This is a genomic window from Dyadobacter sp. CY312, assembly GCF_021390535.1.
Taxonomy (GTDB): Bacteria; Bacteroidota; Bacteroidia; order Cytophagales; family Spirosomataceae; genus Dyadobacter.
Genome location: NZ_JAJUXG010000009.1, coordinates 137,501 through 164,482, shown reverse-complemented (window position 1 = coordinate 164,482; position 26,982 = coordinate 137,501). Strand labels below are relative to the sequence as shown.

Here is a 26,982-nt window from a genome sequence, read left to right as displayed (position 1 = left end):
ATAGCGAACACAAAAAAAACCTCCGATAGGACGATTGTCTTTCCGGAGGTTTTTTTGATGAAAGAAGGAATTTACTTTCCGTCAATAATTGCCAGCGCTTTTTCGAGCAGCTCATCACGACCTTCTCTGATTCCTTTGATGGTCGGCTTCACTTCAATATCCGGGACAATCCCGATCCGTTGGGTTTCACGACCATCCGGATAATAGACGCCGATACCACTGATCATTGTATTAACGTTACCAGGCAGGACGATGCCTGAGACATTCCCGTCGGCTGCGGCCGTGGTACTTCCTATAACATTCACATTGGGTGCTGTGGAAAAGGCCATTGCAGTATATTCCGCTTGACTTTGCGACTGTTCATTCACGATGATTACGATTTTCCCCTTGTAGTAGTTTTCATTGACACTTCCATTTTTAACTGATGATCCTAATGTGAAAGTGCCAGGTCTGGCCAGACTCCCAACTGAGAACTTTGCAAAACCAGTCGGTTCTGGAAGCAAGTAATTAGCCAAAGAAAATACAATGAAATCAGAAGGATAACACCGCAAGTCAATGACAAACCCTTTGCTTTTTAAAAGCTCGGGACTGATGGATGGTAAATAGCTATTCTTTATTTTACCAGGGAACAGGTATGAAACATCCGGACGAATCATTTTAAAACTTGTATCCCTGCTGTTGTAATTGGCATAAATGTTGATCGTTTTCTTGTCATATGCCTTTATTTTCAACTGCTCTGGTTTGTTATCACGGATGTAGGTTATTGTCAACAGCGAATCATTTGTTCGGAGGAGATCCCGGGCGATATTTCTCAGCTGTGTAGGATAGTTGGATGCAGGTGTAAGCGGCATCTTTTCCTGTATAATCTGCTGAATCTTTTTTCCGTTGATGGTCTCAATTACATCACCAATTTTCAATCCGGATTTTTCGCCCAAAACCTGATGAAAGTAATTGGTTACAACAGGTTTGTCTTCCACGAAAGTGAGCTCGACCGGAGCGTATTGGTTTCCGAAAAACTTTTCAAGCGTAGGATCCTGGTAGATATTGGCGTGCGTATCATGGATTCTTGCAATGAGTGCCAGGGCAGCCAGTTTATATTCAGTTTCGTTGGTGGCATTAATGAATTTCGGCACGAATTCTGGTAAGACTTTTTGCCAATCCTGTCCGATCAGATACTTATATGGGAAATAATACTCAATCATATTCCAGTATCTGAACAGAGACAAAAGGCGGTAACCCGCATCCGGATATTTCATAGTTGCGTACGGATTTTCATTTTTGAATTCCGGATTTCCCACATGGGCAGTCAGACCAATATAATAGTGATCATCTATACGCTCAGCCTTTTTGACCGAATCGAGCCTTGACAGCAATTTACTGCTGTAATTGTCTTCATTGATCCAGGAAAAGTCGGGCTCCATTTTATCAACGCCATCCTCAAATTTTTCAACTTCATTAGCCTTGAATGTGCCCAGTTTCGAAGTCCATGTATAAATTGCTTGTTGCTTTTCTTCCTTTGATTTAGTATTGATTATTTTAGGTAAAATTCGGAACAGCTCGTAATCCCAATTGTGTTTCCCGGCGGCAATCGCAGGATGGTAGTATTTCAAAAATCCCCACAACCTTCCGATTTCAGCGAGATCTGTTATTTGCTGAGCAGTAAGCTGGTTCAGTGCAATTCCTGATCCCTGATCGAATTCCTTATCGAGCTCGGCAGCCAAAGGCTGTTTCATGGCAGCTTCCCTAAGTGGTTTTCCATCAACAAACAGTTCCAGGTTATCAACCCACATTTTTCCATCACCGGTAAGCAAAGCGCCTACGTTGATCACTTTCGCACTTTGAGAATATGGCAACTTAATGCTGTATTGTGTCCAATCGGATGTTCCTTGTATATGCTTCTGCTCCATATTGTCGAACTGAAGCATACCAGAGACGCCATCAATACGCATAAGCAAGCCCGCAGATCCGTTCTTTACGTTTTCAAGTTTCAGATAACCGCGTAATTCAATTTCTTTGCCTTCGTAAATGGCGGGGATTTTTGTCGCTACACATCCGAAGGTATCTGTCTTTCTGTCGGCTGGAGATTGAATCAGCATAGATCGTTTTCCTTCATTTGCCTGGGTACTGTCTACCGAGAGCGAATAACCAGCGCCCCACTGAAACCAGTTTTTAGGAAACTGTGAGCCCTTTTGATGATCTTCGAAGCTAAGGTTAGGGTCTGTTGGTTGAGTCGTTGTCTGAGCAGTCAAAATAGAGAGCTGGCAACACAAAGCGAGGGTAAAAAGGATTTGCTTCATAGTTAGATTGGTTGTTTGTCGCCGTCAAAGGACTAAAAAATAGAATTTAGTTCTCAATTAATAAAAGTTAATTTTTCAAATCGTCGATAACCTCATGCACATCATTTTATAAGAGAAATAAAGGAATCAGGACGTCTGTAAAAACAACGGATCAGTATATTTTGTAAAAGAGATTCATTCCAAAAATACCTGTTTTAGTCTTAATTCAATATTAAACTATAACTTTTGTATAATATTTGTCATAAGTTCAAAAAAGCGATATAATTGTTAAGTTCATTTGCTTAAATGCGATATAAAAATTGCTGTTATTTTATAATGTGCAATTATATTGTGGTCTTTAAGCGATGGCGCTTCCCGCCGCAGGAAAGTTAAGTATGGTCTTTAACACGCATCATAAATGTTGATACTTTACAATTCCTAAACATCATGGGTCTTTATTATGACGAAAGATCGTCCATCAGGCAAATCGCTCTGGGTGACCAGAAGGCATTTTCTGAAATGTATGATCGATACAGGCCAGTATTATACCGGTTTGTATTCAATATCCTTAAATCGGATGACCTGACCGACGATTCCTGTCAGGAAGTCTTTATCAAGATTTGGGAAGACAGAAGCAGGCTCCTGGAAGTTGTTTCTTTCCGGTATTATCTTCTCACAGTAGGTAAAAATCACAGCCTCAACATTCTTAGGAAAATACTATCCGAAGAAAAAAATGTGTCTGACTTTATAAGCTCTTATAGTGAGATATCCAATGATCTTGAAGAGTGTGTTCAATCTAATGAATATCAATGTTTTATTGCTTCTGTGCTGAATTCACTGACTCCACAGACTCAACGTGTTTTTAAGCTTTGCCGGCAACAGGGCCTGTCGTATGACGAGGCCGCCGAATCCATGGGAGTTTCGAAAAGTATTATCAAAAAGCATATGGTTAGGTCTATGAAAGTTTTCCGTCTCGCTATGGAAAAAGACCTTGGAATAGCATTCAGCACACTACTTATTACTTCCATATTGTTTAACATCTGATTACTGGTGCCAATCCATTCCGGAAGAGAGTTTGCATATTTTACACCAGCCTGGTGATACAATGGTAATATAACGAGTCATTGTATAAACTTTCTATAAATATTGATTTATTTATAAAATTGGGGGACCCTCCAACGCTTCGAATTTTGTCTTAACAGTAACACTCCGAAATTATGACTGACCCAAAATTGCTGAGCAGGCTTGTGGAAAGGTATTATACCAATCAGGCTACACCGGACGAGCTGGCAGTGTTCATTCATTTACAGAAATCGGGGATGTTGGATGAAGCGCTTGAAGCATTTCTTAGCCATCAGATCCAAAAGGAAACGGAAAATTCGAGTGAAAGAAAGCAGCGGTTTCACTGGTGGCATGGGAAGACAAAATGGGCTGCATCTGTTAGCATACTGATTCTGAGTGGCTATCTGCTTTTCCATTACTCAGATATATTCCGACAGGATGAATATGTAAAGGTGTGTACGAATGCCTATCAGGAAAAAAACATAAAGCTATCGGACGGATCTCAGGTCACACTGAACCGAAATAGTGAGTTTGCCTATCCTGCTGAATGGGGTGGCTTAGAGAGGGAGGTCAGGCTGATTGCAGGCGAGGCTTATTTCGAAATTAAAAAGACAACCGATCAGCAGTCTTTCATTGTGCATATGCCAAACGGAGTTGATGTAAACGTGATAGGAACTCAATTTAACATTGCCAACACGAACGGAGAAGCCAGAATTTATCTTGAAAGCGGAAGTGTGAAAATAAGCAGAAACGGAAGCGAATCGTTGCTGAAACCAGGACAGCTCGCTAAATGTGGTGCTGATAATCAATCAGTAAGCATTTCGGATGCCAACGGCGACGCCTGGTTGGCCTGGAAAAACGATATGTTCTTCTTTGACGATACACCTCTTGCCGAAGTCGGAAAAACATTGGAAGATTTCTATCATAAGAAAGTAATCATAGAGAATAAAGATGTGGCAGCGCTGAGATTTACCGGTAAGGTTTCCAGAAAAGACATGGACACAGTACTTAGAATCTTAGCGAGCACACTGAACATTGATATCATTCATCAGAATAACCGGATTATCATGGAAGATCCGGAAGATATCTTCCAGCAGACCGATTAGAGTCTAACAATTTACCTACATAAACTTTCAGACTTATGAGATCAATGTTATCCAGAAAAAACTTTCTGTGGCTGATGTTTCTTTTGCCGGGCGCAACGTGCCCGGTAAAGGGGCAGGGGTCGATTTTGGCGCGAGGGAATGATGAGCAGAAAACAGCAGTTAAAAAAGCGCAGCCGGCAGCGTTGACTGATGTGCTGATGGAACTGGAAAAGAAATACCATGTCACATTCGCCTATCAAAAAGGGCAGATACAGGGTAAACGTATATCGAAAGCGTTAGGTAAAAATGAGAATCTGGAAACGTACTTAAAAGACATTTTGTTACCTCTCAATTTGTCTTACGAAAAGTTTCACAAAACTTATGTGATCGCAGAGACTGCCAAACCGCCGCTACCCAAACGCCCTGCGCTTCCTGAACAATCCAATCGGGTACTAATGGATATCAGGATTAAAGGAAAAGTGATTGCAAAGGATGATGCATCTGCTCTGGCGGGAGTGAATGTGGTGGTGAAAGGAACGCAGATCGGAACTACAACAGATACAGAGGGAATGTATTCCATTCAGGTTCCCAGTTCCGAATCTATTCTGGTGTTCTCGTTCCTTGGTTTTGCGTCTCATGAGGTTGCAGTTAAAGACAAAACCATCCTGGATGTGGAACTACTGGCAGATACCCGTCAGTTGAGCGAGGTTGTGGTAACAGCTGCCGGTATTGAACGACAGGCAGGTACATTGGGATACTCGGTTTCCACCCTAAAAGCAGATGATCTTGCTCAGAAAAGTGAACCAGATCCAATGCGTGCACTAACCGGTAAAATGGCAGGTGTGAACATACAGGGCGGTGGCGGTGTTGCGGGTGGTTCTACCAACGTAACGATTCGTGGGAATTCATCTTTGGGAAATAACAACCAACCTTTATATGTGGTCGACGGTGTGCCGTTTGACAACTCATCCTACGCTCCTGCGGGAGATCGCCAGACACAGAGCAATCAGTCTACTGCAAGTCGGGCTTTTGATATTGATCCAAACAACATTCAAAGTTTAACAGTACTGAAAGGTGCGGCAGCGGCGGCATTATACGGGTCACGTGCGGCAAACGGAGCGATTATTATTACAACCAAGGCTTCTGCAAAAAAAGGCAAAAAGGGAACCGAGATTACTTACAGCACATCCTATTCAATGGAGGAGATTGCAGGATTGCCAGAGTATCAACATACTTATGGACAGGGCACGAACTTTGATTACCGCACTGCCGTGTATGGTTCTAACGGATCGGCATATAGCAGCCGTGAAACGATCCCACATCCGTTGGCACGTCCAGGTTACAACGCAACAGATTTTCCTGAGTTTTATATGGCCGATGGTGTAACGCCTGCGCAGGTTCCCTATCAATCTTATGCAGGTAAATCTCAGCGGGATTTTTTCAGAACCGGTTCTGTATTTGAAAACGGTTTGACGATCAATAGCGGGAGCGAAAAAGGAAACTTCACACTCGGCCTCGGGCGTACAAGTAACAAGGGAATTGTTCCGGGAAACGAAATTTCACGTACTTCCTTCAATGTGGGTGGCAACATCCGCCTGGATAATAAGTTTTACGCGAGAGGAACGATCAACTATGTCATGACGGATCAGAAAAGCCCTCCGATTGGTGGTAGTGGTGATATCATGAGTAATTTGTACTATCTGCCAACGAGTTACGATCTTTCAGGTCTTCCGTTTGAAAACCCAAACACCGGTTTCAACGTCTATGACCGCGACGGACTCGATAATCCATACTGGTCTGTAAAACATAGTCCTTCCACTTCCAACGTGGATCGCTACTATGGCAATTTTGTACTGGGCTTTGATCCGACTCCGTGGTTGAATATCCAGAACACAGCCGGTTTCAATGCTTATACCGATCGGCGGGTAAGTGTATTGGGTAAAGGTTCTTCGGTTTATGCCAACGGAACGATCAATACGGACAACATCTACCGCCAGGAACTTGACAACACGTTATTATTTACAATCACAAAAAGCTTCAACAAGGATTTTTCGTTGCGCGCCATTCTGGGAAATAACATCAACCAGCGTAAAACAGAACGTACCGCTTTCAGTGGCGACAATATCATCACGGCTGGTATCAACGACATCAGCAATACGTCCACGATTACGCTGGGAAGTCTGCCCAACAACCGCGCGAAGATCAAACAGCGTTATTATGCCTTTTTTACGGATATCACACTCGACTACAAAAGCTTTGCTTCTTTGAACATTGTGGGTCGTAACGATGTGTCGTCTACATTGCCAAAGGCCAACAGGAGCTATTTTTATGGCGGAGCCAACGGATCATTTGTATTTACCGAAGCCTTCAAAATTCAGAACAAAATTTTAAGCTCTGGCAAAGTGAGGTTGGGCTACACAAGGGTAGGAAATGAGGCAAGTCCTTATCTCACGGCTAATGTATACACGGCCAATGCGGATGCAAATGGCTTGGGCGCACCTTTCTCGAATGGAACTGTGACAAACGTAAGTACCCTCACCATGTCGGATGTGCTTGCAAATGCCAATCTGCAACCTGAATTTATCACGGAGTTTGAAACAGGTACCAATCTTGAATTTTTTCAGGGGCGTCTTTCATTCGATTTAACCTATTATCACAAGAAAAGTACTTCTCAAATATTTACCGTCAAATCGGCACCTTCGACCGGGTTCACAGACCGGATTATCAACCTGGGACAAACTTCCAATAAGGGGATTGAGATAACGCTGGGTGCAACACCAATTGAAACTGCAAATGGTTTTAAATGGGATGTGGATGCCAATTTTACCAGGAACCAAAATATGGTTGATGACCTGGGCGGCTATGCGCAGCTGGTATATGGCAACAACGTGCACATAGCCGGACAGCCTTACGGACAGATATACAGAGGGCGTTACGCACGGGATGAGGAAGGCAATATTCTGGTTAACCCGCAAACCGCAAAACCGATTTCTGCCTCAACCAGCGGGCCTATTGGCAACCCCAATCCAACGTTTATGGCAGGATTGAGCAATTCTTTTTCTTTTAAAAAATTCACACTTGGCGTTCTTTTTGACTGGAAACAAGGTGGAGCCATTTATTCTAGTAATGTGGGTGAAGCCATGGCCCGCGGTGTAAGTAAAGATACCGAAGATCGTTACAGAATGCTGATTGCGCCGGGTGTATTGGGAAATATAAACACACTTCAACCGCTATTGGATGGCGAAGGAAACAAAATCCCTAACAACACAGCCATTACGGTCATTGATTACTTTTTCTCTGGTGGCTATGGTCCGGGCGGTGTGGCAGAAGGATCTGTTTTTGATGCAACCGTATTCCGCCTTCGTGAAATTTCTCTCGGTTATTCGGTACCTGCCCGTCTGCTTGCAAAAACACCTTTCGGATCTGCTTCGCTTTCCATCAGCGGAAGAAACCTTTGGTATAAGGCACCCAACTTTCCAAAATACATGAATTATGATCCCGAAGTGAGCACAGGATCATCCAACAATGCCGGCGCGGACTCTTATGGCGTACCAACCACCCGCCGTTACGGTGTAAACTTACGAATCAGCTTTTAATCCAGTCAAAACCGGAAACATTATGAGAGAAAAATTTAAACTATCCGCGTTACTTGTTCTGCTATTTCTGGCAAGTTCATGCAGTGATTTTGTGGACATCAATGATGATCCCAACAATCCGACCCAACCGACATTGAGTTTGCTTTTACCGGCTACACAAACGTCTCTCGCCGGATATTTCAATGGTGCAAATGGTGTAAACGGTGGCGGATCTGCTGTGATGCAGCACTTTGCATCCGGAAGCCTGAACCGCTGGAACCAGACTGGAACTTCGTTTTCTACACCCTGGTCAGGTTTTTACACGGCCACTATTCCTGATCTTGAAACAATAATCCGGGAAGGTACAACTCAGGAAGCCTGGGGATATGTGGCGATCGCTAAACTTGAAAAGGCGTATCTGTACTCGATTATGGTTGACTTGTGGGGAGACGTACCCTACACGCAGGCAGCGGGAGATTTTTCAGACCCCGTTCTGGACAAAGGTGCTGATATATATACCAGTTTGTTTGCCTTGATTGATGAAGCCCTTGCCGATATGAATAAAAGCTTTTCTGTTGCGGCAGGCTCGGACATTTTTTATCAGGGAAACAAGACAAGCTGGACGCGCATGGCAAACTCGCTTAAACTAAAAATGTATAACCAGATACGTCTTTCTGATCCTGCAAAAGCAGCAGCCGGTATCAATGCGTTAATTTCTAGTGGTGCACCCTTGATTTCTGACAACGCCCAGGATTTCACTTTTAAATATGGAACGAATGTGACCCCTAACGCACGCCATCCCTGGTACACGAGCTGGTACAGTGCCGCACGTGGCGGCTATGTGAGTATGCCTCTGGTTAATAACCTTAAAGACAATGACGATCCGCGTCTTCGTTATTATGTGTTCCGCCAGAATTCAACGGTAGGTCTTGCCAACTCTAATAATGGAGAAGGTTACTATGGCCGCGAACCGGGCGATGGGGCTGCCTCTCCGGCTGATGCCAATACGAGAGCATTAATTGGTATTTATCCTGCTGGTGGATTGTATGACAACGGCGTGATCAAGACATTAACAGCTGATCACCTGTATTTGAACAACACAGGTGCGGTTACAACATCCACATCAAATTCGTTTAAAATCCCCCTTTCCACCGCAGGTGACGGAACAGGTGCGGGAATACTTCCAATGATCACGAATTCCATGGTTAAATTTATCAGAGCGGAAGCAGCACTTACCATGGGAACAGGTGAGGATGCTGAGCAACTTCTTGCAGATGCCGTTACTGCTCAGCTGAATACGGTGAGTACGCTTGCCGGAAATAACAAAGGAACAACCATTCCTGCTGCAACCATTACAGGTTTTACAAACAAGATCAAAACCCGGTTTGCAGCTGCTGACAATGCCGGCAAAATGGAGATTTTAATGACGCAGAAATGGATTGCTATGTTTGGGAACGGTGTAGAATCCTACAACGACTTCCGGAGAACTGGTCTTCCAAAACTCGGTGACCTCGTTGCTCCGCTTGATGTATTTCCAATGCGTTTTTATTATTCCGAAACAGAACTGACATCCAATGAGACGCTCATTAACGATAGGGAAAGCATACAGAGAGCGCAGCAGACAACACCTGTATTTTGGGACAAATAAGCTTGTAGATAAAATCTGAGATATCAATTATTAAATTAACAGATATGAAAAAGTTCTTTGTATATGCCATTTTGCTGGCGGCTATCGCGTTGGACTCCTGTAAGAATGTGGAATACGATTGGGAAAAAGCCACAACTGGTGCAGCTCCCAAAGTGACAGTCAACATAGCTAAGTCTGCCTTGCCAACTGTGCAGACCGGAAACGTTTCTTTCTTCAATATGAAGGAGGCCGACTATGCAACCAAACAGCAATTCGAATGGACGCTTGATTATTTCGATTTTGGAAGAACCACGGTAACATCCATTGATGTATACCTTAGTTTTAACAGGAGAGAGTCGAGCCCGCCCGCATTTCCTATTGTGTATTCATTGGCTGGCGAATTTCCAAGTATCCGTCAGTTTCCGCTTCCAAGCACCGTTCTGCCAACAGATAAGTTGTTTGAAACTGTTACATCTTTTCCTAAAACATTTACGCATACACCAGCAGAACTTGCTGCTTTCACAGGAACCAATCTGGCTACGGTTACAGCCAATGATTATTTCCTGTTTAAGTTCATCCTCACGATGGGAGACGGGCGTAAAATTGTCCAGTATCAGGAAAATGCTTGTGATGAATCGCGGGGAGAGCCTTGCGACTGCCGTGTAGGTGTCCGTTTTAAAAATCAATAACTCCGAAAAAACGTGATATGGATCGGATGAGATCAGTTTCGTACGTTAATTCCTTAATGTTAAACGGATATTATCCAACCATCGGAGATGTTGGTTTATTAACCGTTTTTTATGAATCTTACTATTTTTGTTTTAGTCCTCATTTCAGTTTTGAGTTTTAGTTTGTCAGTTAACCCACTAACCAGTTCAATATGATACGAATACGTTTATGTATAGTACTGTTTATTTTTTCAACATCACTAAGTATCGCACAAACGATCCCGACTCCAAAAGAGCATTTCGGCTTCGATATTGGTGACGATTACAACCTTGCGACTTTCTCCCAGGCCGAGGCTTACTTCAAGAAGGTTGCCGGCGTTTCAGACCGGGTTAAGTTTGTAGACATAGGCCCAACCGAAGAAGGCAGACGTCAACCGATGATGATCATTAGCTCTCCCGAAAACCTTAAAAAAATAGATCGGTATAAGGAGATTTCTCAGAAGCTTGGTAGAGCAGAAGTCTCCGAGGAGGAAGCCAGAGCGCTCGTTGCGGAAGGCAAACCAGTGATCTGGATTGATGGCGGTCTTCATGCGAATGAAACCGTGGGCTCGCATCAGCTTATCGAAACTTTGTATCAGCTTGCCAGCAGAAAGGATCCGGAAACAATCAAAATCCTTGATAACGTAATCATTTTGCTTGCGCAGGTTAACCCCGACGGTCAGGAACTGATGTCCAGCTGGTACATGAGCGAAAAGGATCCCAAAAAGAGGAATATGAACATTCCACGGTTGTATCAAAAATACATTGGTCATGATAACAACAGGGATTTTTTCATGATGAACATGAAGGAAACCACCAACACATCTTTACAGCAGTATGTTGAGTGGCTTCCTCAGGTTATTTACAACCATCATCAGACTTCACCGGCAGGTGCCGTTGTTGCCGGACCGCCTTACCGTGATCCCTTCAACCACGTATTGGATCCTCTACTGATTACAGGAATAGAGAGTGTAGCTGCATCGATGATCAACCGGCTGCATGTAGAAGACAAGCCGGGTTATACCCGTTTGTCAGGTTCAGTATTCTCAACCTGGTGGAATGGCGGGTTACGTACTACGCCGTACTTTCACAACATGATCGGTATTCTTACTGAGATCACGGGAAATCCGACACCGGCTACCATTCCTCTGGTTCCCGACCGACTGATACCAAATAATGCGAACCCATTTCCCGTGATGCCGCAAAAATGGCCTTATCGCCGTTCTATTGAGTACTCCGTTTCACTGAATTATGGTATTCTGAATTATGCCATGAGAAACGGTGATGTTCTTCTGTACAATATTTACAAAATGGGCAGAAGTTCTATCGAACGTGGTAACAAAGACAACTGGACACTTTATCCGAAGTTTTCGGAGGCCGTTACCTCAGGATTTGAAGCGTCTAAAAAGGCGGCGGCTGCATTGCCGCCCATTGCACGTCCCCGTCCGGATAGTACCGCTACGGCCAATGCTGGTTTTGGAGGAAGTGTCATTCCGCAAAAATTCTTCGATACCGTTTACACCAATCCGGTACTGAGAGACCCGCGCGGATTTATCATTCCATCTGATCAGGCAGATTTCCCGACTGCTGTTAAATTTATGAACGCACTGTTGAAATCAGGGATTCTGATACACAAAGCAACCGATGCTTTTACGGTTGAAGGGAAAAGTTATCCAAAGGGATCGTACGTCGTGAAAGCCAATCAGGCCTTCCGCCCACACGTGCTGGACATGTTCGAACCACAAAACCATCCGAACGACTTCGCTTATCCCGGTGGACCTCCGATCCGCCCTTATGACGCTGCCGGATGGACACTTGCATTTCAGATGGGGGTTAAATTTGACAGAATTCTGAACGGTTTTGACGGTCCCTTTGAGCGCATACCTTATGGACAAATTCAATCGCCACCAGCAGTAATCAGCCCTGCTTCGAAAGGAGGCTATCTTGTTGATGCAAGAATCAACAATGCTTTTACGGCTGTGAATGATTTGTTGAAAGAAGGAATTGAGGTTTATCGGATTAAAGACAGCACTGCCACATCTCCGGCAGGCTCATTCTTTATTCCTGCAAAAGGGAAAACGATTCTGGAAAAAGCGGGTACAGCTTATGGTGTAAAAGGAGTTTCTATTGCTTCAAAACCGGCAGGTTCAGTTAAAATCACTCCTGCAAGGATCGCTCTTTTTGACAACTATGGCGGTTCAATGCCATCGGGATGGGTACGCTGGATGATGGAGCAATATAATTTTCCTTTCAAAGTGGTATATCCTCAGGATATTGATAAAGGAGATCTGGCTTCCAAATACGACGTGATACTGTTCATTAGTAGTGGTATTCCTGCTCTATCTGCGGGAGGTGGCGAATTCAGAGGCTTTGGAAGACAGCCAAAGCCGGAAGAGGTGGCTGAGGAGTTCCGGCCATGGCTTGGAAGCATTACTCCTGCCAAATCGATCCCTGAACTGAAAAAGTTTATGGAAGCAGGCGGACAGGTAGTTACCGTGGGTAGCAGTACTGCGCTTGCGTATCATTTGGGATTGCCTGTAACCAATGCATTGGTAGAAGTGAACGCAAAAGGTGAAGAGAAAAACCTGACCGGCGAACGCTATTACATTCCGGGTAGTATTTTGAAAGTAGCATTTGACCCGTCAATACCAGCGAACTGGGGCATGGGCAAGGAAGCTGATGTGGTGTTTAGCAACAGTCCTGTTTTCAGAATGGGGCCGGATGCAGCAATAAAGGGATTGAAACCTTTGGCCTGGTTCGCTTCCGAAAAACCGCTTGTGAGTGGCTGGGCGTGGGGTGAAACTTACCTTAAAAATGGCGTGGTAGCATTCGAAGCGAAAGTAGGAAAAGGAAAGCTATACGCGTTCGGACCGGAAATCACTTTTCGGGCACAGTCGCACGGTACTTTCAAATTGTTGTTTAACGAACTTTACAAAACAAACCTGACGCAATGATAAACAAATTTAAAAGCCTGCTTTTAGCGATTCTGTTTTTAGTCACCCATGCAGCCTGGTCTCAGGTTCCATCCCCAAAAGAACATTTTGGTTTTGATATCGGTGACGATTACATGCTCGCTAATTTTACCAAAACGGAAGAGTATTTCAAAAAGCTTGAAAAAGCTTCGGATCGGCTTAAACTGACCGTAATCGGAAAAACAGAGGAAGGCCGGGACCAATACATGCTCATCGTCTCTTCCCCGGAAAACCTGAAAAAACTGGATCGGTATAAAGAGATTTCTACCAAAATGGCGAGGGCAGAAGGTGTAAGTGAAGAACAGGCACGTGCTTTGGCGGCGGAAGGGAAAGCGATTGTATGGATTGACGGAGGTTTGCATGCAACGGAAGTTGTGGGTATTCACCAGTTGATCGAAACAATTTATCAGGTTTTGAGCCGGAATGATGCTGAAACGAAAAGGATTCTGGACAACGTGGTGATTCTTTTCACGCATGCGAATCCGGATGGACAGGAGCTTACCTCAAACTGGTATATGAGAGAGAAGGATCCTTTGAAACGTAAAAATGAAAACCTGCCAAAGCTGTATCAGAAGTACATTGGCCACGACAACAACCGTGACTTTTTCATTCAGAACATGAAGGAAAGCCGCAATATGGGTTATCAGCTTTTTGTTGAATGGATTCCGCAGATTATGTATAACCACCATCAGCGTGGACCTGCCGGTTCTGTTTTGGCTGGTCCTCCGTACCGCGATCCTTTCAATTACGTGTTTGATCCGATGATGGTGACCGGAATTGATGCAGTGGGAGCGGCAATGTACAACCGCCTGAATGCTGAAAACAAACCTGGTTTTACAAGGTTAAACGGTTCCAGTTTTTCTACCTGGTATAATGGTGGTTTAAGAACGACAACCCATTTTCACAACATGATCGGGATTCTGACAGAGATTATCGGTGGACCAACTCCCGAAGAAATTCCCTTGGTTCCGGAGCGTTTGATTCCTAATAACAATACGCCGAATCCGGTAACGCCTCAGAAAAAATGGCATTTCAAACAATCTATTGATTACTCAGTTTCTCTGAATTACGCCATTCTTGATCATGCTTCCCGTAACAGCGACCATTTGCTCTACAACATTTATTCGATGGGTAAAAACTCGATCAAACGTGGAAGCGGGGACTATTGGACGCCATCTCCGAAGCGTGTGGATGAAATAAACGCGGCTTACAAAGCAGATCAGGCGAAGGCGAAAAAGCCGGAGGAAGCAAATTCCTTCAATTCTATGTTTGGTGGAAATTTCCGTGGTGGCAGCGTTCCGACCAAGTACTATGAAACCATTTTCGAAGCACCCGTTCGTCGCGATCCGCGTGGATACATTATTTCAGCCGATCAGTCCGATTTTCCTACTGCTGTGAAGTACATCAATGCTTTGGTAAGAACAGGTATTCAGATCGAAAAGGCGACTGCGGCATTCCAGGTTGCAGGCAAAAGTTATCCTGCCGGATCCTATATTGTAAAAACAGCTCAGGCATTCCGTCCTCACGTACTGGATATGTTCGAGCCACAGGATTATCCAAACGATTTCCAATATCCGGGCGGACCTCCTGTAAGACCATACGATGCTGCCGGCTGGACATTGGCTTACCAAATGGGTGTGAAATTTGACAGAATCCTGGATGCTTTCGACGGTCCGTTTGAGAAATTACCATATGGTCAGCTTCAATTGCCGGTTGGAAAAGCGGTTGCAGGTTCGGCTGGTTATGAAATAAAAGCAACTGTGAACGATGCGTTCATCGCTGTGAACGATTTGCTTAAAGCTGGTGCGGATGTTTATCGTTTGGCAGACGGGACCTTCTACATTCCTCAAAGTGCCAAAGCGAAAGCGACTGTTGAAAAATCGGCTAAGGAATTTGGTGTGCAAGTTGCAGCGGTGAGCAAGAAACCAGCCGGAGCAATGGAGAAAGTCGCACCTTTAAAAGTAGCGCTTTGGGATACATACGGTGGTTCAATGCCATCAGGTTGGGTGCGCTGGATGTTGGAGCAATTCCATTTTCCTTTCAATGTGGTATTCTCGAAAGAAATAGATGGGGGAGACCTTCGCAAGAAATATGACGTGATCGTTTTTGTCACACGTGCTATATCAGCGCCTTCGGCTAGAGACTCGGTGATGAACGCGATGTTCCGCGGCAGAGGACCAAAGGCAGAGGAAATTCCCTCTGAATTTCATGATACGATGGGATCACTTACAGCTGCCAAATCTTTCCCTGAGCTGAAAAAATTCCTGGAAGCGGGTGGCAAAATTGTTACGATAGGGAGCAGTACAAGTTTGGCGTACCACTTGGGATTGCCTGTTCGTAATGCGATAACAGAGCTTACGCCGGAAGGTGAAAGTCGCCCGTTACCAAACGAGAAATACTTTATACCAGGTAGTATTCTCAATGTGTCGGTGGATACAACAGCAAAAGCAAGTTGGGGAATGGCGGCAAAAACGGACGTGTATTTCGATAACAGTCCGGTGTTTACACTCGCTCCTGATGCGGTGGCAAAAGGAACTGTAAAACCGCTTGCATGGTTCCCGAACAATACTCCGTTACGCAGCGGCTGGGCTTGGGGACAAGCATATTTGCAAGGAGGCGTAACAGCATTTGAGGCGAAAGTAGGTGCAGGTAAACTGTACGCTTTCGGTCCCGAAATTACCTTCCGTTCACAATCACACGGAACGTTTAAATGGTTATTTAATCAGCTGTATTAGTAAGTTAATAAATACAGCTTCGGCTGTAAGGATGGATGTTGTTGAAATGGGGAAGAGCGGTTTTGCTCTTTCCCATTTTTGTTGTTTTTAGGCACTCAAATAACAATGCTATCCAATCTGCCCCAAAGCTTCTTCTACATTTTCAACCGGCAACTGGCAGGTTTTGTCGTAACAAACATATATCAAAGCTTTGCCGTTTCGATCTGTTTTTTCCTGAATCAAAGGCAGTTCGGATGACGTGGTTGTCCCTAGTACCACTTTATTGGGAATAAAGAAACGATCCAGATCCTTGCGTAAAACATCCGCTTCATTGCCCACGAATACAATCTCAGCCGTTGGAGCGGCACGCAGGCAATACAATGCACCCCAATTGGTAACCCATTGCACATCTGTTTTCAGGATTTTATCCATTCGGGATAACATGTTGTCCAACAAACTTGTGTAATCGTCCCGGTCAAGAATTTTGCCCAGTATATAAAGGTTGCCTGCCATGATAGAATTGGACGCCGGAATCACATTGTCGAATAGCTCCTTCTTACGTGCAATCAGTGATTCTCCTTCACTATCTGTAAAATAGAAATAGCTGTCCGATTTATCATAAAAGTTAGTAATCGTGTAATCTGTTAATTCCTGAGCGCGGTTAATCCAGCTTTCATTAAATGTGATTTGATACAATCCAAGATATCCTTCAATCACAGCTGCATAATCTTCCAGAAAGGCCGTGATTGTAGATTTGCCGTTTTTAAAGCTGTGTTTTAGGGAGCCATTCACAGTCATTTTATCATGAATAAATTCCCCGCAACCTATAGCCATCGTACGAATGGATTCATCACCCAATGCCCGATAAGTATCTGTTAAGCCTTTTAGCAGCAATCCATTCCAGGAAGTCAATATTTTGTCATCCAATCCCGGACGAATGCGTTCAGTTCTTTTAGTGAACAGTTTTTGAATTGCGTTTTGATATTTTTCCTGAAAGCCCTCAGTATAAATTCCTGATGCTTTCGCAGTTTGCGCTACATAGTTAGTCAGGTGCAAATGGTTGTAGCCATGTTCCCAATTTCCATTTTCGCTTATGTTATACAACTTCGAGAACCAGTCGAAATCTTCCCCCAAGGTTTCTTCCAGTTCACTTTTTGTCCAGATATAAAACTTCCCTTCGACACCTTCACTGTCGGCATCCAAAGCAGAATAAAAACCTCCCTCATCACTTCGCATTTCTGTTTGTAACCACGAAATGGTCTGTCTTAAACGTTCAGCATAAAGCTCATTTTTTGTCAGGGAATAGGCCTCGGAATAAACGCTGAGTAGCTGAGCATTGTCATACAGCATCTTTTCAAAATGAGGTATAAACCAATCTTCGTCAACAGAATAACGCGTCCAGCCGCCTCCAACATGATCATATATGCCGCCCAGTGCAATGCGGTTGAGAGTCAGTTCTATTTGCGCAAGTGCTTCCGGATTTTGTGTCAGATCATAATAGCGGAGCAAAAACTTATAAATCGAAGGCATCGGGAATTTAGGCGCCCGATCCATTCCGCCTTTATGCGTGTCAAAATTCTTTTTAAGCTGTTCAAACATCAAGTCAAGAGATTCGACCGTGTATGGATTATTCGAAGCAATCAGTCCGTATTTCTCTGCCTCCGACTGCGTCATGTTTTGAACAAAACCATCCGCAGACCCAACCAGCTCATCATAATGGTTTGTGTACGCATTGTTGATGCTCTTCAAAAGCTGCACCCAGTTTTGAGGCGGCAGGTAGGTGACCCCATAAAATGGTTTTGCATCCGGTAAAAGAAAGACATTCAAAGGCCAGCCACCACGAACACCCATTGCCTGCACGGCATCCATATATACCGCATCAACGTCAGGCCGCTCTTCCCGATCCACTTTGATACAGACAAAGTACTCATTCATTACGGCCGCGATGTCTTCCTTTTCAAAACATTCACGCTCCATTACATGACACCAGTGACAAGCCGAATAACCAATACTTACAAGTATAGGTTTGTTTTCATTTTTAGCTTTTGCCAAAGCATCAGCGCCCCATGGATACCAGTCAACAGGATTATGGGCATGTTGCAAAAGATATGGACTTGTTTCCTGGCTAAGACGGTTCATGTGATATTGGATTTTGATCAAAAAAGGCGGACTTAGAAAAGAATCGTTCCTATTGGTTGACAATTACTTTACGTGTAATAATCCGATCCTTACTGGCGAATTTCGCAAAGTATATCCCCGCTGCAAGGTTTGGTAATGAAATAAAATCTTTTACCTCCCCGGTAAATGACTTGATGGCTTTCCGGGCAACGACCTGTCCTTTTGTGTTGATCAGTGAAAATTCAACATCACTCATTCCGTTCATACCCACCATTTTTATATTCAGATCCTTTCCAGCCGGATTTGGAAATACCGTAACATCAGCGAGAAAAGATTCAGTACCGCTAACGGTGTCATTCAAATCAAATTTGCACAAGAACACCTCTTTGCCTTTTAACGTAACGGGTCTGTTCCAGTTACCATGGTAAAGATTTACCACAGTTTCCTCATTGTCGCCAGCGTAGGGATTATGGGCTGCAATGAGAATTTTATCTCCCTTCACAACACCTCTCCAAATTGTACCACCCTGCGCCATATTATCTCTTGCCGACATGGGAATCACCAGTTCGTGCTGTCCTTCAAACATGTCTTTAAATTCCGACAATCGGTATAAGCCATAGATAAAATGTTCGTAAGGCGTATAGTTTTCCTGTCTGTCACCGGGTAGAAATGGATTATCCCAAATCCATAAACCTGCTGCACCGGAGAAGAAAGGGAATATTGCTGTGGCCTCGGCCATAAATGGCGTAATGAATGGCGTCTTAGAATCGTAGCTGTCGTGTACCCGAAGCCAAACGAACGGAATAACTGGCTTGTCGCTCCATGCACGATTCACTTCGATGTGAAACAATAAATAGGACAAGTAATCCTTACCAAACGGATTATCAAATCCGTAATAATAGTATGGCGAAGGGGCAAGGATATCCATAGCGTCGTAATAGCTGCCTCCAACTTTTCCGGAATTGTCCTGAGTAAGATAGTGCGTTCTGGCCAGGTCGGTGGTCCAGTTTTGCCAGGAGTTAGTCTCAATATTCAACCAGGTGTTACGCACAGGAACATCACTGTATGCCGAAATTAAGGCCGAATTGCCGATCTTGTTTTTGAGCCTGTTAATTGGTTCTGTGTGCCACCAACGCATGTCACGTTTGTAAGTCGACAAAAATTCAGAATCCGAAAGATTCCTGTATTGCTGAGGAATCTGATTATTTGATTTTAGTGCAAGAATGTCCCTGTCTTCTCTTTGAAAACGCTCCACATCCAAACATACCATATCGGCTTGTACTGTATTTGCATAAGCATCCCAATAGTTGCGATACGCGGTGGTATCATTTCCCCAGGGACTGCGGAGCGTATTATTTGCCCATGGGTGATCACCTGCATTGGTAGCAACGCCATACCAAAGAACAGCACGGTTTTTAACCGGGAGCGAACCCGGCTCATTTCCACTATAATTGGCGATGTGGCTGAAACCATGTTTTAGGGGTTGAGACTGGGTATCCCCGAAACGAGGACCGCTGTAAATCACTTTGAAGGGTAGTGAAAAGTTTGGGAATTTGTTCCAGTCTATTGTGTTGTTCGTTGTCAGCGGTGTGAGCTTGTAGGCTGGTTCACAGTTTTGTGCTTGCAACTGGATCGAATTGATTATCAAAAGGATAATTCCAATAGTGTATTGTCGTGAAGTCATTTTTGTAATGTAGGTCATAAGATTGACGGAACAAATTCGTTAATTTTGCAGAAGCTCATCATTAGCCATTGCAAATCCCATTCTGATTAGCAGCAAATTTGATTGAAAATGAGCAGGATGGTCAACAAATTTTAGTATTTTAATAAGTTTAAAAGAAAAAAATGAAACGAATTTTCACTCTGCTACCGGTATTGCTTGTGTTGTTTTTAGTCTCTGCATGTAAGGACAAAGATAACAATGCAACTCCACAGCCAACCGAAATGGATAAAATACTTGTTAACTATCCATGGGCATTAAAAGATGTAACAGATCTGTCAGGAAAAGCCATACCTGCCGGTCAGTGGGATGCAACGGCCAAGGCGCTACCTAGTATGAATTTTGAATTTCAGGCCGGAAACAAAGTTGTTGCGCGTGGAATTGGTGATGCTCAGGTAGTTAATGGCGGTACGTGGTATATTATTCAGGAAGGTAAGATATTGGATATCAATATTAATGGATTCAAAGGAGAGTTTGGATTACAGGAATTAACGAATAGTAAAATGCGTCTTGCCCGTAAAATGCCCGTTAACGGCGTTGAACAGGATGCCATCATGGTTTTTGAACCGGTAGTAAGATAGTGCGACCATTTGTGGTATGTAAAGAATTTGTTTTGAAAAGCGACGGATATAATCTGTCGCTTTTCTTATTTTGCGTCAAATTTACCTTTCATGCAAAAAAATAATCCCCGTATCATTAATGCCTGGTGTATGTACGACTGGGCAAACTCGGTACATGCATTAGTAATCGTATCCAGTATTTTTCCTGTTTATTTTAGTGCTACAGCGCTGAGTGCATCAGGAAGTGCTGAAATAGACTTTTTTGGTTTCAGTGTAAAAAGCTCCGTTCTCTTTTCTTATACAGTTTCTATTTCCTTTTTAATAACTGCTGCTTTAATACCGCTCTGCACGGCAATTGCGGATTTTACGGGAAGGAAAAAAGACTTTATGAAGTTTTTTTGTTACACCGGGGCAATCAGTTGCATGCTGTTGTTTTTCTTCACAAAAGACACACTTATAGCATCCCTGCTGATTTTTGGACTTAGTTTGGTAGGGTGGAGTGGCAGCATTGTGTTTTATGACTCCTATCTTCCCGAAATTGCTACGGAGGATAATTTTGACAAATATAGCGCAAGAGGCTTCTCTATGGGGTATTTGGGGAGCGTGTTGTTGCTCTTATTTAATTTGAGCATGATTCTCGCCCCTGGCTTTTATGGTATTGAGAATAAAGCCATGCCTGCAAGGATTTCTTTTTTTTCGGTGGGTGTGTGGTGGATATTGTTCGCCCAAATTCCGTTTCGTTATTTACCGGATGGAAACAGATCGAAGGCGAAAAAGGCGGGAAACTGGCTATTTAATGGTTTTTCAGAACTAAGAAAGATTTATTCTGAGTTGCAGGAACAGCCCTACCTGGCCAAGTTTTTATCCGCGTTTTTCATTTATACGATGGGACTCAGAACTGTCATGTATGTGGCAACGATCTTTGGTGCAACGGAACTTATGCTGCCTTCACAGAGCCTGATTATTACCGTACTACTCATTCAGATTGTCGGGATTGTGGGATCATTTGTCTTTGCCTGGCTTTCGGGCAGGATAGGGAACATCTATGCTTTGATGACCGGCGTTGTGATTTGGATCGGTGTATGTGCGGGTGCCTATTACACCACAGAAGCAAAGGAGTTTTATGTTCTTGCTTGCACCGTAGGGATGGTTATGGGCGGTTTGCAGTCTCTGTCCAGAGCGACGTATTCCAAGTTAATCCCTGAAAACACGACGGATTCGGCATCCTATTTCAGCTTTTATGATGTTACTGAAAAACTGGCAATTGTACTGGGAACTTTCATTTACGGAGCGGTGGAGCAATTTACCGGCAGCATGCGAAATAGTATTCTGGCATTGCTGGTTATTTTCGTTTTCGGACTGATACTTTTGTCACGTATTCCTTCACTTAAGGTGTATCGTTACGGGCTAAACGGGCAGGAATAATAAGCCATTGAGAAAATTGAATGAACTGATTTTAGGGACGAAACCAGTTGATAATACGTTTTACGACCTCTAAAAGTCCTTTGAAGGTATTTGGTTTAACCAATACTTCATTCGCACCGGATTTCAATGCTTTATTTGCAAGCTCAGGATCGTTGGAGGTAGACAGCATCACAGCGGGAACATCATCCAGATCCGGATTGGATCGTATCGCTTCCACTGCCTCCAAGCCATTCATAACGGGCATATTCATGTCTACCACAATCAGAGAAGGGTCGGGTATCTCATCACTCTCGATCTTTTCCATTAGTTCTGATCCGTTTTCCGCTTCAACAAAAGTCACGTTGGGATCAATTTCTTTTGCGGCTTCTTTAATCAAAAACCTATCGTCTGCATCATCATCAGCTAAATAGATCGTCTTTGACTTTTCCATAACAGGTTAACTTATCTAAAGTTTTTTTATAAATGTAAGAAAATTGCAGCAAGTATACGCAGAACCAAAAGGCAATTTTGAAACTCTGCTACTCACCTGCCCGGACTAATGACTGAGGTGAAGTGATGGTCATTAAATGGTTTTGTCCCGTTTTAAACAAATGACCCGTCCAAATCAAGTTCAGACGGGTCATCTATATTTATTTGTATCAGACTTCCACTTAAAGAGTCCTTTTTACTTCACGTAGTTCAAAGCTTTCGATGATATCACCAACCTCGATATCATTAAAGTTTTTGATGCTCAAACCGCACTCATAACCATTTCTCACTTCCTGAACGTCATCTTTGTAACGTTTCAGCGAGTCGATCTCTCCTGTTAGCAATACAATACCATCACGAACAATCCTGATCTTATTGCTGCGTTTCACGAAACCATCTGTAACATAGCAACCTGCAATGGTACCGATACGGCTGATCTTGAACACCTCACGAATTTCGATGTTACCAGTGATAACCTCTTCAATCGTTGGTGCAAGCATTCCTGTCATTGCATCCTTGATCTCGTCAATCGCACTGTATATGACAGAGTAGTGGCGTATCTCGATCTGATCCTGCTCAGCCATTTTCTTGGCATTAGCAGAAGGACGAACCTGGAAGCCTATAACGATTGCATCAGATGCAATGGCAAGGTTGACATCGGATTCAGAGATCTGACCCACACCTTTGTGAATGATGTTAACCTGTACTTCCGAAGTAGAAAGTTGCAGTAACGAATCGGAAAGTGCTTCAACCGATCCATCCACGTCACCTTTAACAATCAGGTTCAACTCACGGAAGCTACCAATTGCCTTACGACGACCGATTTCTTCAAGTGTAATATGCTTACGTGTTCTGATCGTCTGCTCACGTTGAATCTGCTCACGCTTCACAGCGATATCGCGGGCATCACGTTCGTTTTCAAAGACATTGAAACGATCTCCTGCCTGAGGTGCTCCGTTTAAACCAAGCAACTGAACCGGCATGGAAGGACCTGCTGTTTTTAGTTTTCTTCCAAGATAATCCGTCATGGCTTTCACCTTTCCGAAATGTGCTCCTGCAAGTACAACGTCACCAAGTTTCAAAGTACCTGTTTCAACCAGAAGAGTTGTAACGTATCCGCGTCCTTTATCAAGTGAGGCCTCAACCACAGTTCCGTTTGCACGGCGGTTCGGGTTGGCTTTCAATTCTAAAAGTTCCGCTTCAAGAAGTACTTTTTCAAGCAATTCGTCGATACCAAGTCCTGACTTCGAAGAGATTTCCTGCGTCTGGTATTTACCACCCCATTCTTCTACAAGAAGGTTCATATTGGCAAGTTCTTCACGAATTTTCTCCGTGTTGGCACCAGCCTTATCTACTTTACTGAATGCAAATACGATAGGTACACCTGCAACCTGTGCGTGGTTAATCGCTTCCCTTGTTTGTGGCATGATGCTGTCGTCCGCTGCAATAACAACGATAACAACGTCAGTCACTTTTGCTCCACGGGCACGCATCGCTGTAAATGCTTCGTGACCAGGAGTATCCAGGAATGTAACCTGCTTACCTACTTTTGTTTTAACACTGTATGCACCGATGTGCTGGGTAATTCCACCCGCTTCACCACTTGCAACGTTTTCTTTACGTATGTAATCGAGTAGGGAAGTTTTACCGTGATCGACGTGACCCATGATGGTTACGATCGGAGCTCTTTCGATCAGACTTTCCTCTGAATCAACTTCTTCTACCACGTCATTCTGTACCTCTTCCTCAGCTGAGATGAAGGCAACCTCAAAACCAAACTCGTCGGTGATGAAAGTGATTGCTTCCGCATCCAGGCGTTGGTTGATTGATACGAACATACCCATGCTCATACAAACCGAGATAACTTCCTGCACTGTAACGTCCATAAGTGAGGCCAGATCATTGGCAGACACGAATTCTGTTACGCGCAATACTTTTGTTTCTTCGTCTTCGTGTGCATTTGGATCGTTCTGATCTGCACGGTCACGACGTCTTAAACCTCTTCCACGTGCACCAGCTTTGGAATTGCTTCCTCCACCACCCATACGGGCCATAGTTGCACGGATGTTATCCGAAACTTCTTTGTCTGAAACTTCTTCACGTTTTCCACCACGACGATTGTTTGCACCACCGCGAGCACCTCCTTTTGAGGCTGCATTTCCACTACCAGTTGAAGCTGGTGTAGTACCAGGAGCCGCAGGAGTTCCGGGAGTACCTGATGCCGAACGATTACCTGTTCTGTTTCCGGTAGCGGGGGGGATATTTGCTTCTTTCGGTCGGGGATTAGGCGTTGTACCTGTTGCTGTTCCGGCCGCTGGTGTTGCAGGGCGCGCATCTCCGGGAGTAACCACTCCGTCTCTGATTCGCTTGCGTTTCCGGCGGCGTTTTTTATCTGCGGCTGTATCACTGCTGGATGCAACCGGATCTTTTTTCTTGAATTTATCAGATGGCAGCTCAATTTTCCCGATAACGCGTAATCCGCGTAACTGCTCACCGCGAGCTTCGATCAGATCGGAACCTGATGCTTCCGCAGGAGCGGCTTCTTCCGATTTTGCCTCAGGAGCACTCACTGGTGCACTTGCAGGCTGAGCAGGAGCTTCTACTGGCTTGGCAACCACTGTTTCTGCAACAACCGGTTCCGTTTTAGCAGGTGCCTTTTCCACTGGCTGAGATTTTTCAACCGGTTCTGGCTTAGCCGCTTCAACAGGAGCAACTTTTGGCTCTTCTTTTTTAGGCTCAGCTACAGGTTCCTTCACAGGCTCTTCTGCTGCTTTTGGCTGAACTACAACTGGCTCAGGCTTTGTTTCTTCCTTCACAGGTTGAACTTCTGCCGCTTCTGGCTTCTTGTCTTCAACTACCGGCTTTGGAGTTTCTGCAACAGGTTCTTTCGCCGGAGTTGCAGGAGCTGTATAAACCGGTTTTTTCCCATCCAGATCTATTTTACCAACAACCTTAATTCCGGGCAATCTGTTTTCCTGAGCAGGAGGTGCGGTTTCAGCCTTTTCCTCAGTCTGAGGTTTTTCATCAGCGGGTTTTGCTGCGTTGTTACGGAAATAAAGTATTCCGTCCACGTCGCTCTTAACCTTATCTTCCTTTGTTTCGACAGGTGCTTCTGTCGGAGTAGGTCTGGGAGCCGTAGAAGTTCTCAGGTCGTCCGATTTGAAGTCCTTTGCAAGAAACTCAATTTGATCCGAATTAATTTTGGTATTAGGGTTACTTTCCACCTTATACCCTTTGGCAGACAGATGATCCACGATCGTAGTAATTCCCACGTTCAGGATCCGTGCCACTTGGCTAAGGCGCATCATTTTATCTTCTGCCATATTAGCAATTAATAGAAAAAGTTTTGCATTTGCGGACTAGTCAACAGTAATGTCAGTTCATCCAAATATATTATTCAAATTCTTTACGCAGGATATCAAGAATCTCTTCAACAGCTTCTTCTTCGAGATCCGTACGTCTTACAAGTTCTTCTTTATTCAGGGCAAGAACACTCTTTGCAGTATCCAGACCGATTTTGTGCAATTCAGCGATCATCCAGTCTTCAATTTCGTCGGAGAATTCTGAAAGATCCACATCTTCGTCATTCTGCTCTTCAATATCTCTGAACACGTCAATTTCCATACCTACCAACTTACCGGCAAGTTTGATATTCTGCCCGCCTTTTCCAATTGCAAGCGAAACCTGGTCTGGCTTCAAGAACACTGAAACGCGTTTTGAATCGCGGTCAATCTGCATCGAACTAACTTTTGCAGGACTAAGCGCTCTGCTGATTAGCAATTCAAGATTATCCGTGTAGTTGATCACATCGATATTCTCATTACCGAGTTCACGCACGATTGAGTGAATCCTTGAACCTTTCATACCCACACATGCTCCAACCGGATCAATGCGGTCGTCATAAGATTCAACAGCTACTTTAGCACGTTCCCCTGGTTCACGAACAACTCTTCTTACTGAAATAATTCCATCATATATCTCAGGAATTTCCACTTCGAACAATCTTTCAAGGAAAACAGGCGATGTTCTGGATAGTGTAATCTTTGGAGAACCATTGTTCATGTCCACTTTATGGATCACTGCTTTCACAGATTCACCTTTGCGGAAACGATCCTTTGATATCTGCTCAGTCCGTGGTAAAGAAAGTTCGTTGCCTTCGCTGTCCATGATAATAACCTCATGTCTCAAAGTCTGATAAACTTCACCAGAGATCATTTCGCCAACCTGATCCTTGTATTTTTCATACATGATCTCCTTTTCCATATCTTTAATTTTCTGGATAAGGGTCTGGCGGGCAGTTTGAACAAGTCTGCGTCCAAATTCAACAAGTTTCACTTCTTCGGCAACTTCTTCGCCTACTTCAAAGTCACCCTGTATAAGACGCGCTTCTGCCAACGGGATTTTATTATATTCCCAGATGTCTTCTGAATTGTCATCAACAATTTCACGTGTCCGCCACATTTCCAAATCCCCGCTTTCCGGGTTGATGATCACGTCAAAGTTGTCGTCAGTGCCATACTTTTTACGGATCATGGTACGAAACACTTCCTCTAACACGCTGATCATCGTTGGACGATCAATGTTTTTTGAACTGGCAAACTCCGCGAATGATTCTATTAATACTCCGCTATCCATTTTATGTTAAAGAATATTTGCTGATACTAAGTTAAACA

The 26,982-nt window shown here is 44.0% G+C and carries 15 protein-coding genes; 9 read left to right on the top strand and 6 right to left on the bottom strand.

The genetic code is table 11. The features are described 5' to 3' along the window. Window positions 1–71: 71 nt before the first annotated feature. Window positions 72–2,297, bottom strand: coding sequence for a S41 family peptidase (locus LZG71_RS13750; protein WP_233821218.1), 2,226 nt, complete (start codon window positions 2,295–2,297; stop codon window positions 72–74). A gap of 426 nt (window positions 2,298–2,723) precedes the next feature. Here LZG71_RS13750 and LZG71_RS13745 point away from each other — a divergent pair, with 426 nt between their 5' ends. The 7 genes from LZG71_RS13745 to LZG71_RS13715 all read left to right on the top strand — a co-directional run bounded on the left by LZG71_RS13745 (window position 2,724) and on the right by LZG71_RS13715 (window position 16,039). After that, window positions 2,724–3,320, top strand: coding sequence for an RNA polymerase sigma factor (locus LZG71_RS13745; protein ID WP_233821216.1), 597 nt, complete (start codon window positions 2,724–2,726; stop codon window positions 3,318–3,320). 173 nt (window positions 3,321–3,493) lie between these two features. After that, complete coding sequence (locus LZG71_RS13740) at window positions 3,494–4,444, top strand: FecR family protein (RefSeq protein WP_233821214.1); 951 nt, start codon at window positions 3,494–3,496, stop codon at window positions 4,442–4,444. A gap of 35 nt (window positions 4,445–4,479) precedes the next feature. Next, complete coding sequence (locus LZG71_RS13735) at window positions 4,480–8,019, top strand: SusC/RagA family TonB-linked outer membrane protein (RefSeq protein ID WP_233821212.1); 3,540 nt, start codon at window positions 4,480–4,482, stop codon at window positions 8,017–8,019. 22 nt (window positions 8,020–8,041) lie between these two features. Beyond that, complete coding sequence (locus LZG71_RS13730; RefSeq protein WP_233821210.1) at window positions 8,042–9,646, top strand: SusD/RagB family nutrient-binding outer membrane lipoprotein; 1,605 nt, start codon at window positions 8,042–8,044, stop codon at window positions 9,644–9,646. 44 nt (window positions 9,647–9,690) lie between these two features. Beyond that, window positions 9,691–10,314: a hypothetical protein gene (locus LZG71_RS13725; RefSeq protein WP_233821208.1), complete on the top strand. Its 624-nt coding sequence runs from the start codon at window positions 9,691–9,693 to the stop codon at window positions 10,312–10,314. A 191-nt stretch (window positions 10,315–10,505) separates the two neighbouring features. Beyond that, the gene (locus LZG71_RS13720; protein ID WP_233821206.1) at window positions 10,506–13,286 is read left to right on the top strand and encodes a M14 metallopeptidase family protein; all 2,781 of its coding nucleotides are present in this window, start codon (window positions 10,506–10,508) and stop codon (window positions 13,284–13,286) included. Further along, a complete protein-coding gene (locus LZG71_RS13715) occupies window positions 13,283–16,039 on the top strand; it encodes a M14 metallopeptidase family protein (protein ID WP_233821204.1) in 2,757 nt (918 codons plus the stop codon). Before LZG71_RS13720 ends, LZG71_RS13715 begins: the two co-directional genes overlap by 4 nt. A 108-nt stretch (window positions 16,040–16,147) precedes the next feature. On the opposite strand, the gene LZG71_RS13710 is transcribed toward LZG71_RS13715, so the two are convergent. Beyond that, window positions 16,148–18,157, bottom strand: coding sequence for a thioredoxin domain-containing protein (locus tag LZG71_RS13710; protein ID WP_233821202.1), 2,010 nt, complete (start codon window positions 18,155–18,157; stop codon window positions 16,148–16,150). A 49-nt stretch (window positions 18,158–18,206) separates the two neighbouring features. Further along, window positions 18,207–19,820: a T9SS type A sorting domain-containing protein gene (locus tag LZG71_RS13705; RefSeq protein ID WP_233821200.1), complete on the bottom strand. Its 1,614-nt coding sequence runs from the start codon at window positions 19,818–19,820 to the stop codon at window positions 18,207–18,209. A gap of 161 nt (window positions 19,821–19,981) precedes the next feature. Here LZG71_RS13705 and LZG71_RS13700 point away from each other — a divergent pair, with 161 nt between their 5' ends. Then, window positions 19,982–20,437, top strand: coding sequence for a hypothetical protein (locus LZG71_RS13700; protein ID WP_233821198.1), 456 nt, complete (start codon window positions 19,982–19,984; stop codon window positions 20,435–20,437). Window positions 20,438–20,527: 90 nt separating this feature from the next. Then, entirely contained in the window at window positions 20,528–21,841 is a 1,314-nt protein-coding gene (locus tag LZG71_RS13695; protein ID WP_233821195.1) for an MFS transporter, read from the top strand. A 31-nt stretch (window positions 21,842–21,872) separates the two neighbouring features. Here the strand turns inward: LZG71_RS13695 and LZG71_RS13690 are convergent, their stop codons facing one another. The 3 genes from LZG71_RS13690 to nusA all read right to left on the bottom strand — a co-directional run bounded on the left by LZG71_RS13690 (window position 21,873) and on the right by nusA (window position 26,944). Beyond that, the gene (locus LZG71_RS13690) at window positions 21,873–22,271 is read right to left on the bottom strand and encodes a response regulator (RefSeq protein WP_233821194.1); all 399 of its coding nucleotides are present in this window, start codon (window positions 22,269–22,271) and stop codon (window positions 21,873–21,875) included. Between the two features lie 220 nt (window positions 22,272–22,491). Continuing rightward, window positions 22,492–25,632, bottom strand: a complete 3,141-nt coding sequence (gene infB / locus LZG71_RS13685; RefSeq protein WP_233821193.1) for a translation initiation factor IF-2 — start codon at window positions 25,630–25,632, stop codon at window positions 22,492–22,494. A gap of 70 nt (window positions 25,633–25,702) precedes the next feature. Beyond that, the gene (nusA, locus tag LZG71_RS13680; protein ID WP_233821192.1) at window positions 25,703–26,944 is read right to left on the bottom strand and encodes a transcription termination factor NusA; all 1,242 of its coding nucleotides are present in this window, start codon (window positions 26,942–26,944) and stop codon (window positions 25,703–25,705) included. Between the last annotated feature and the right edge of the window lie 38 nt (window positions 26,945–26,982).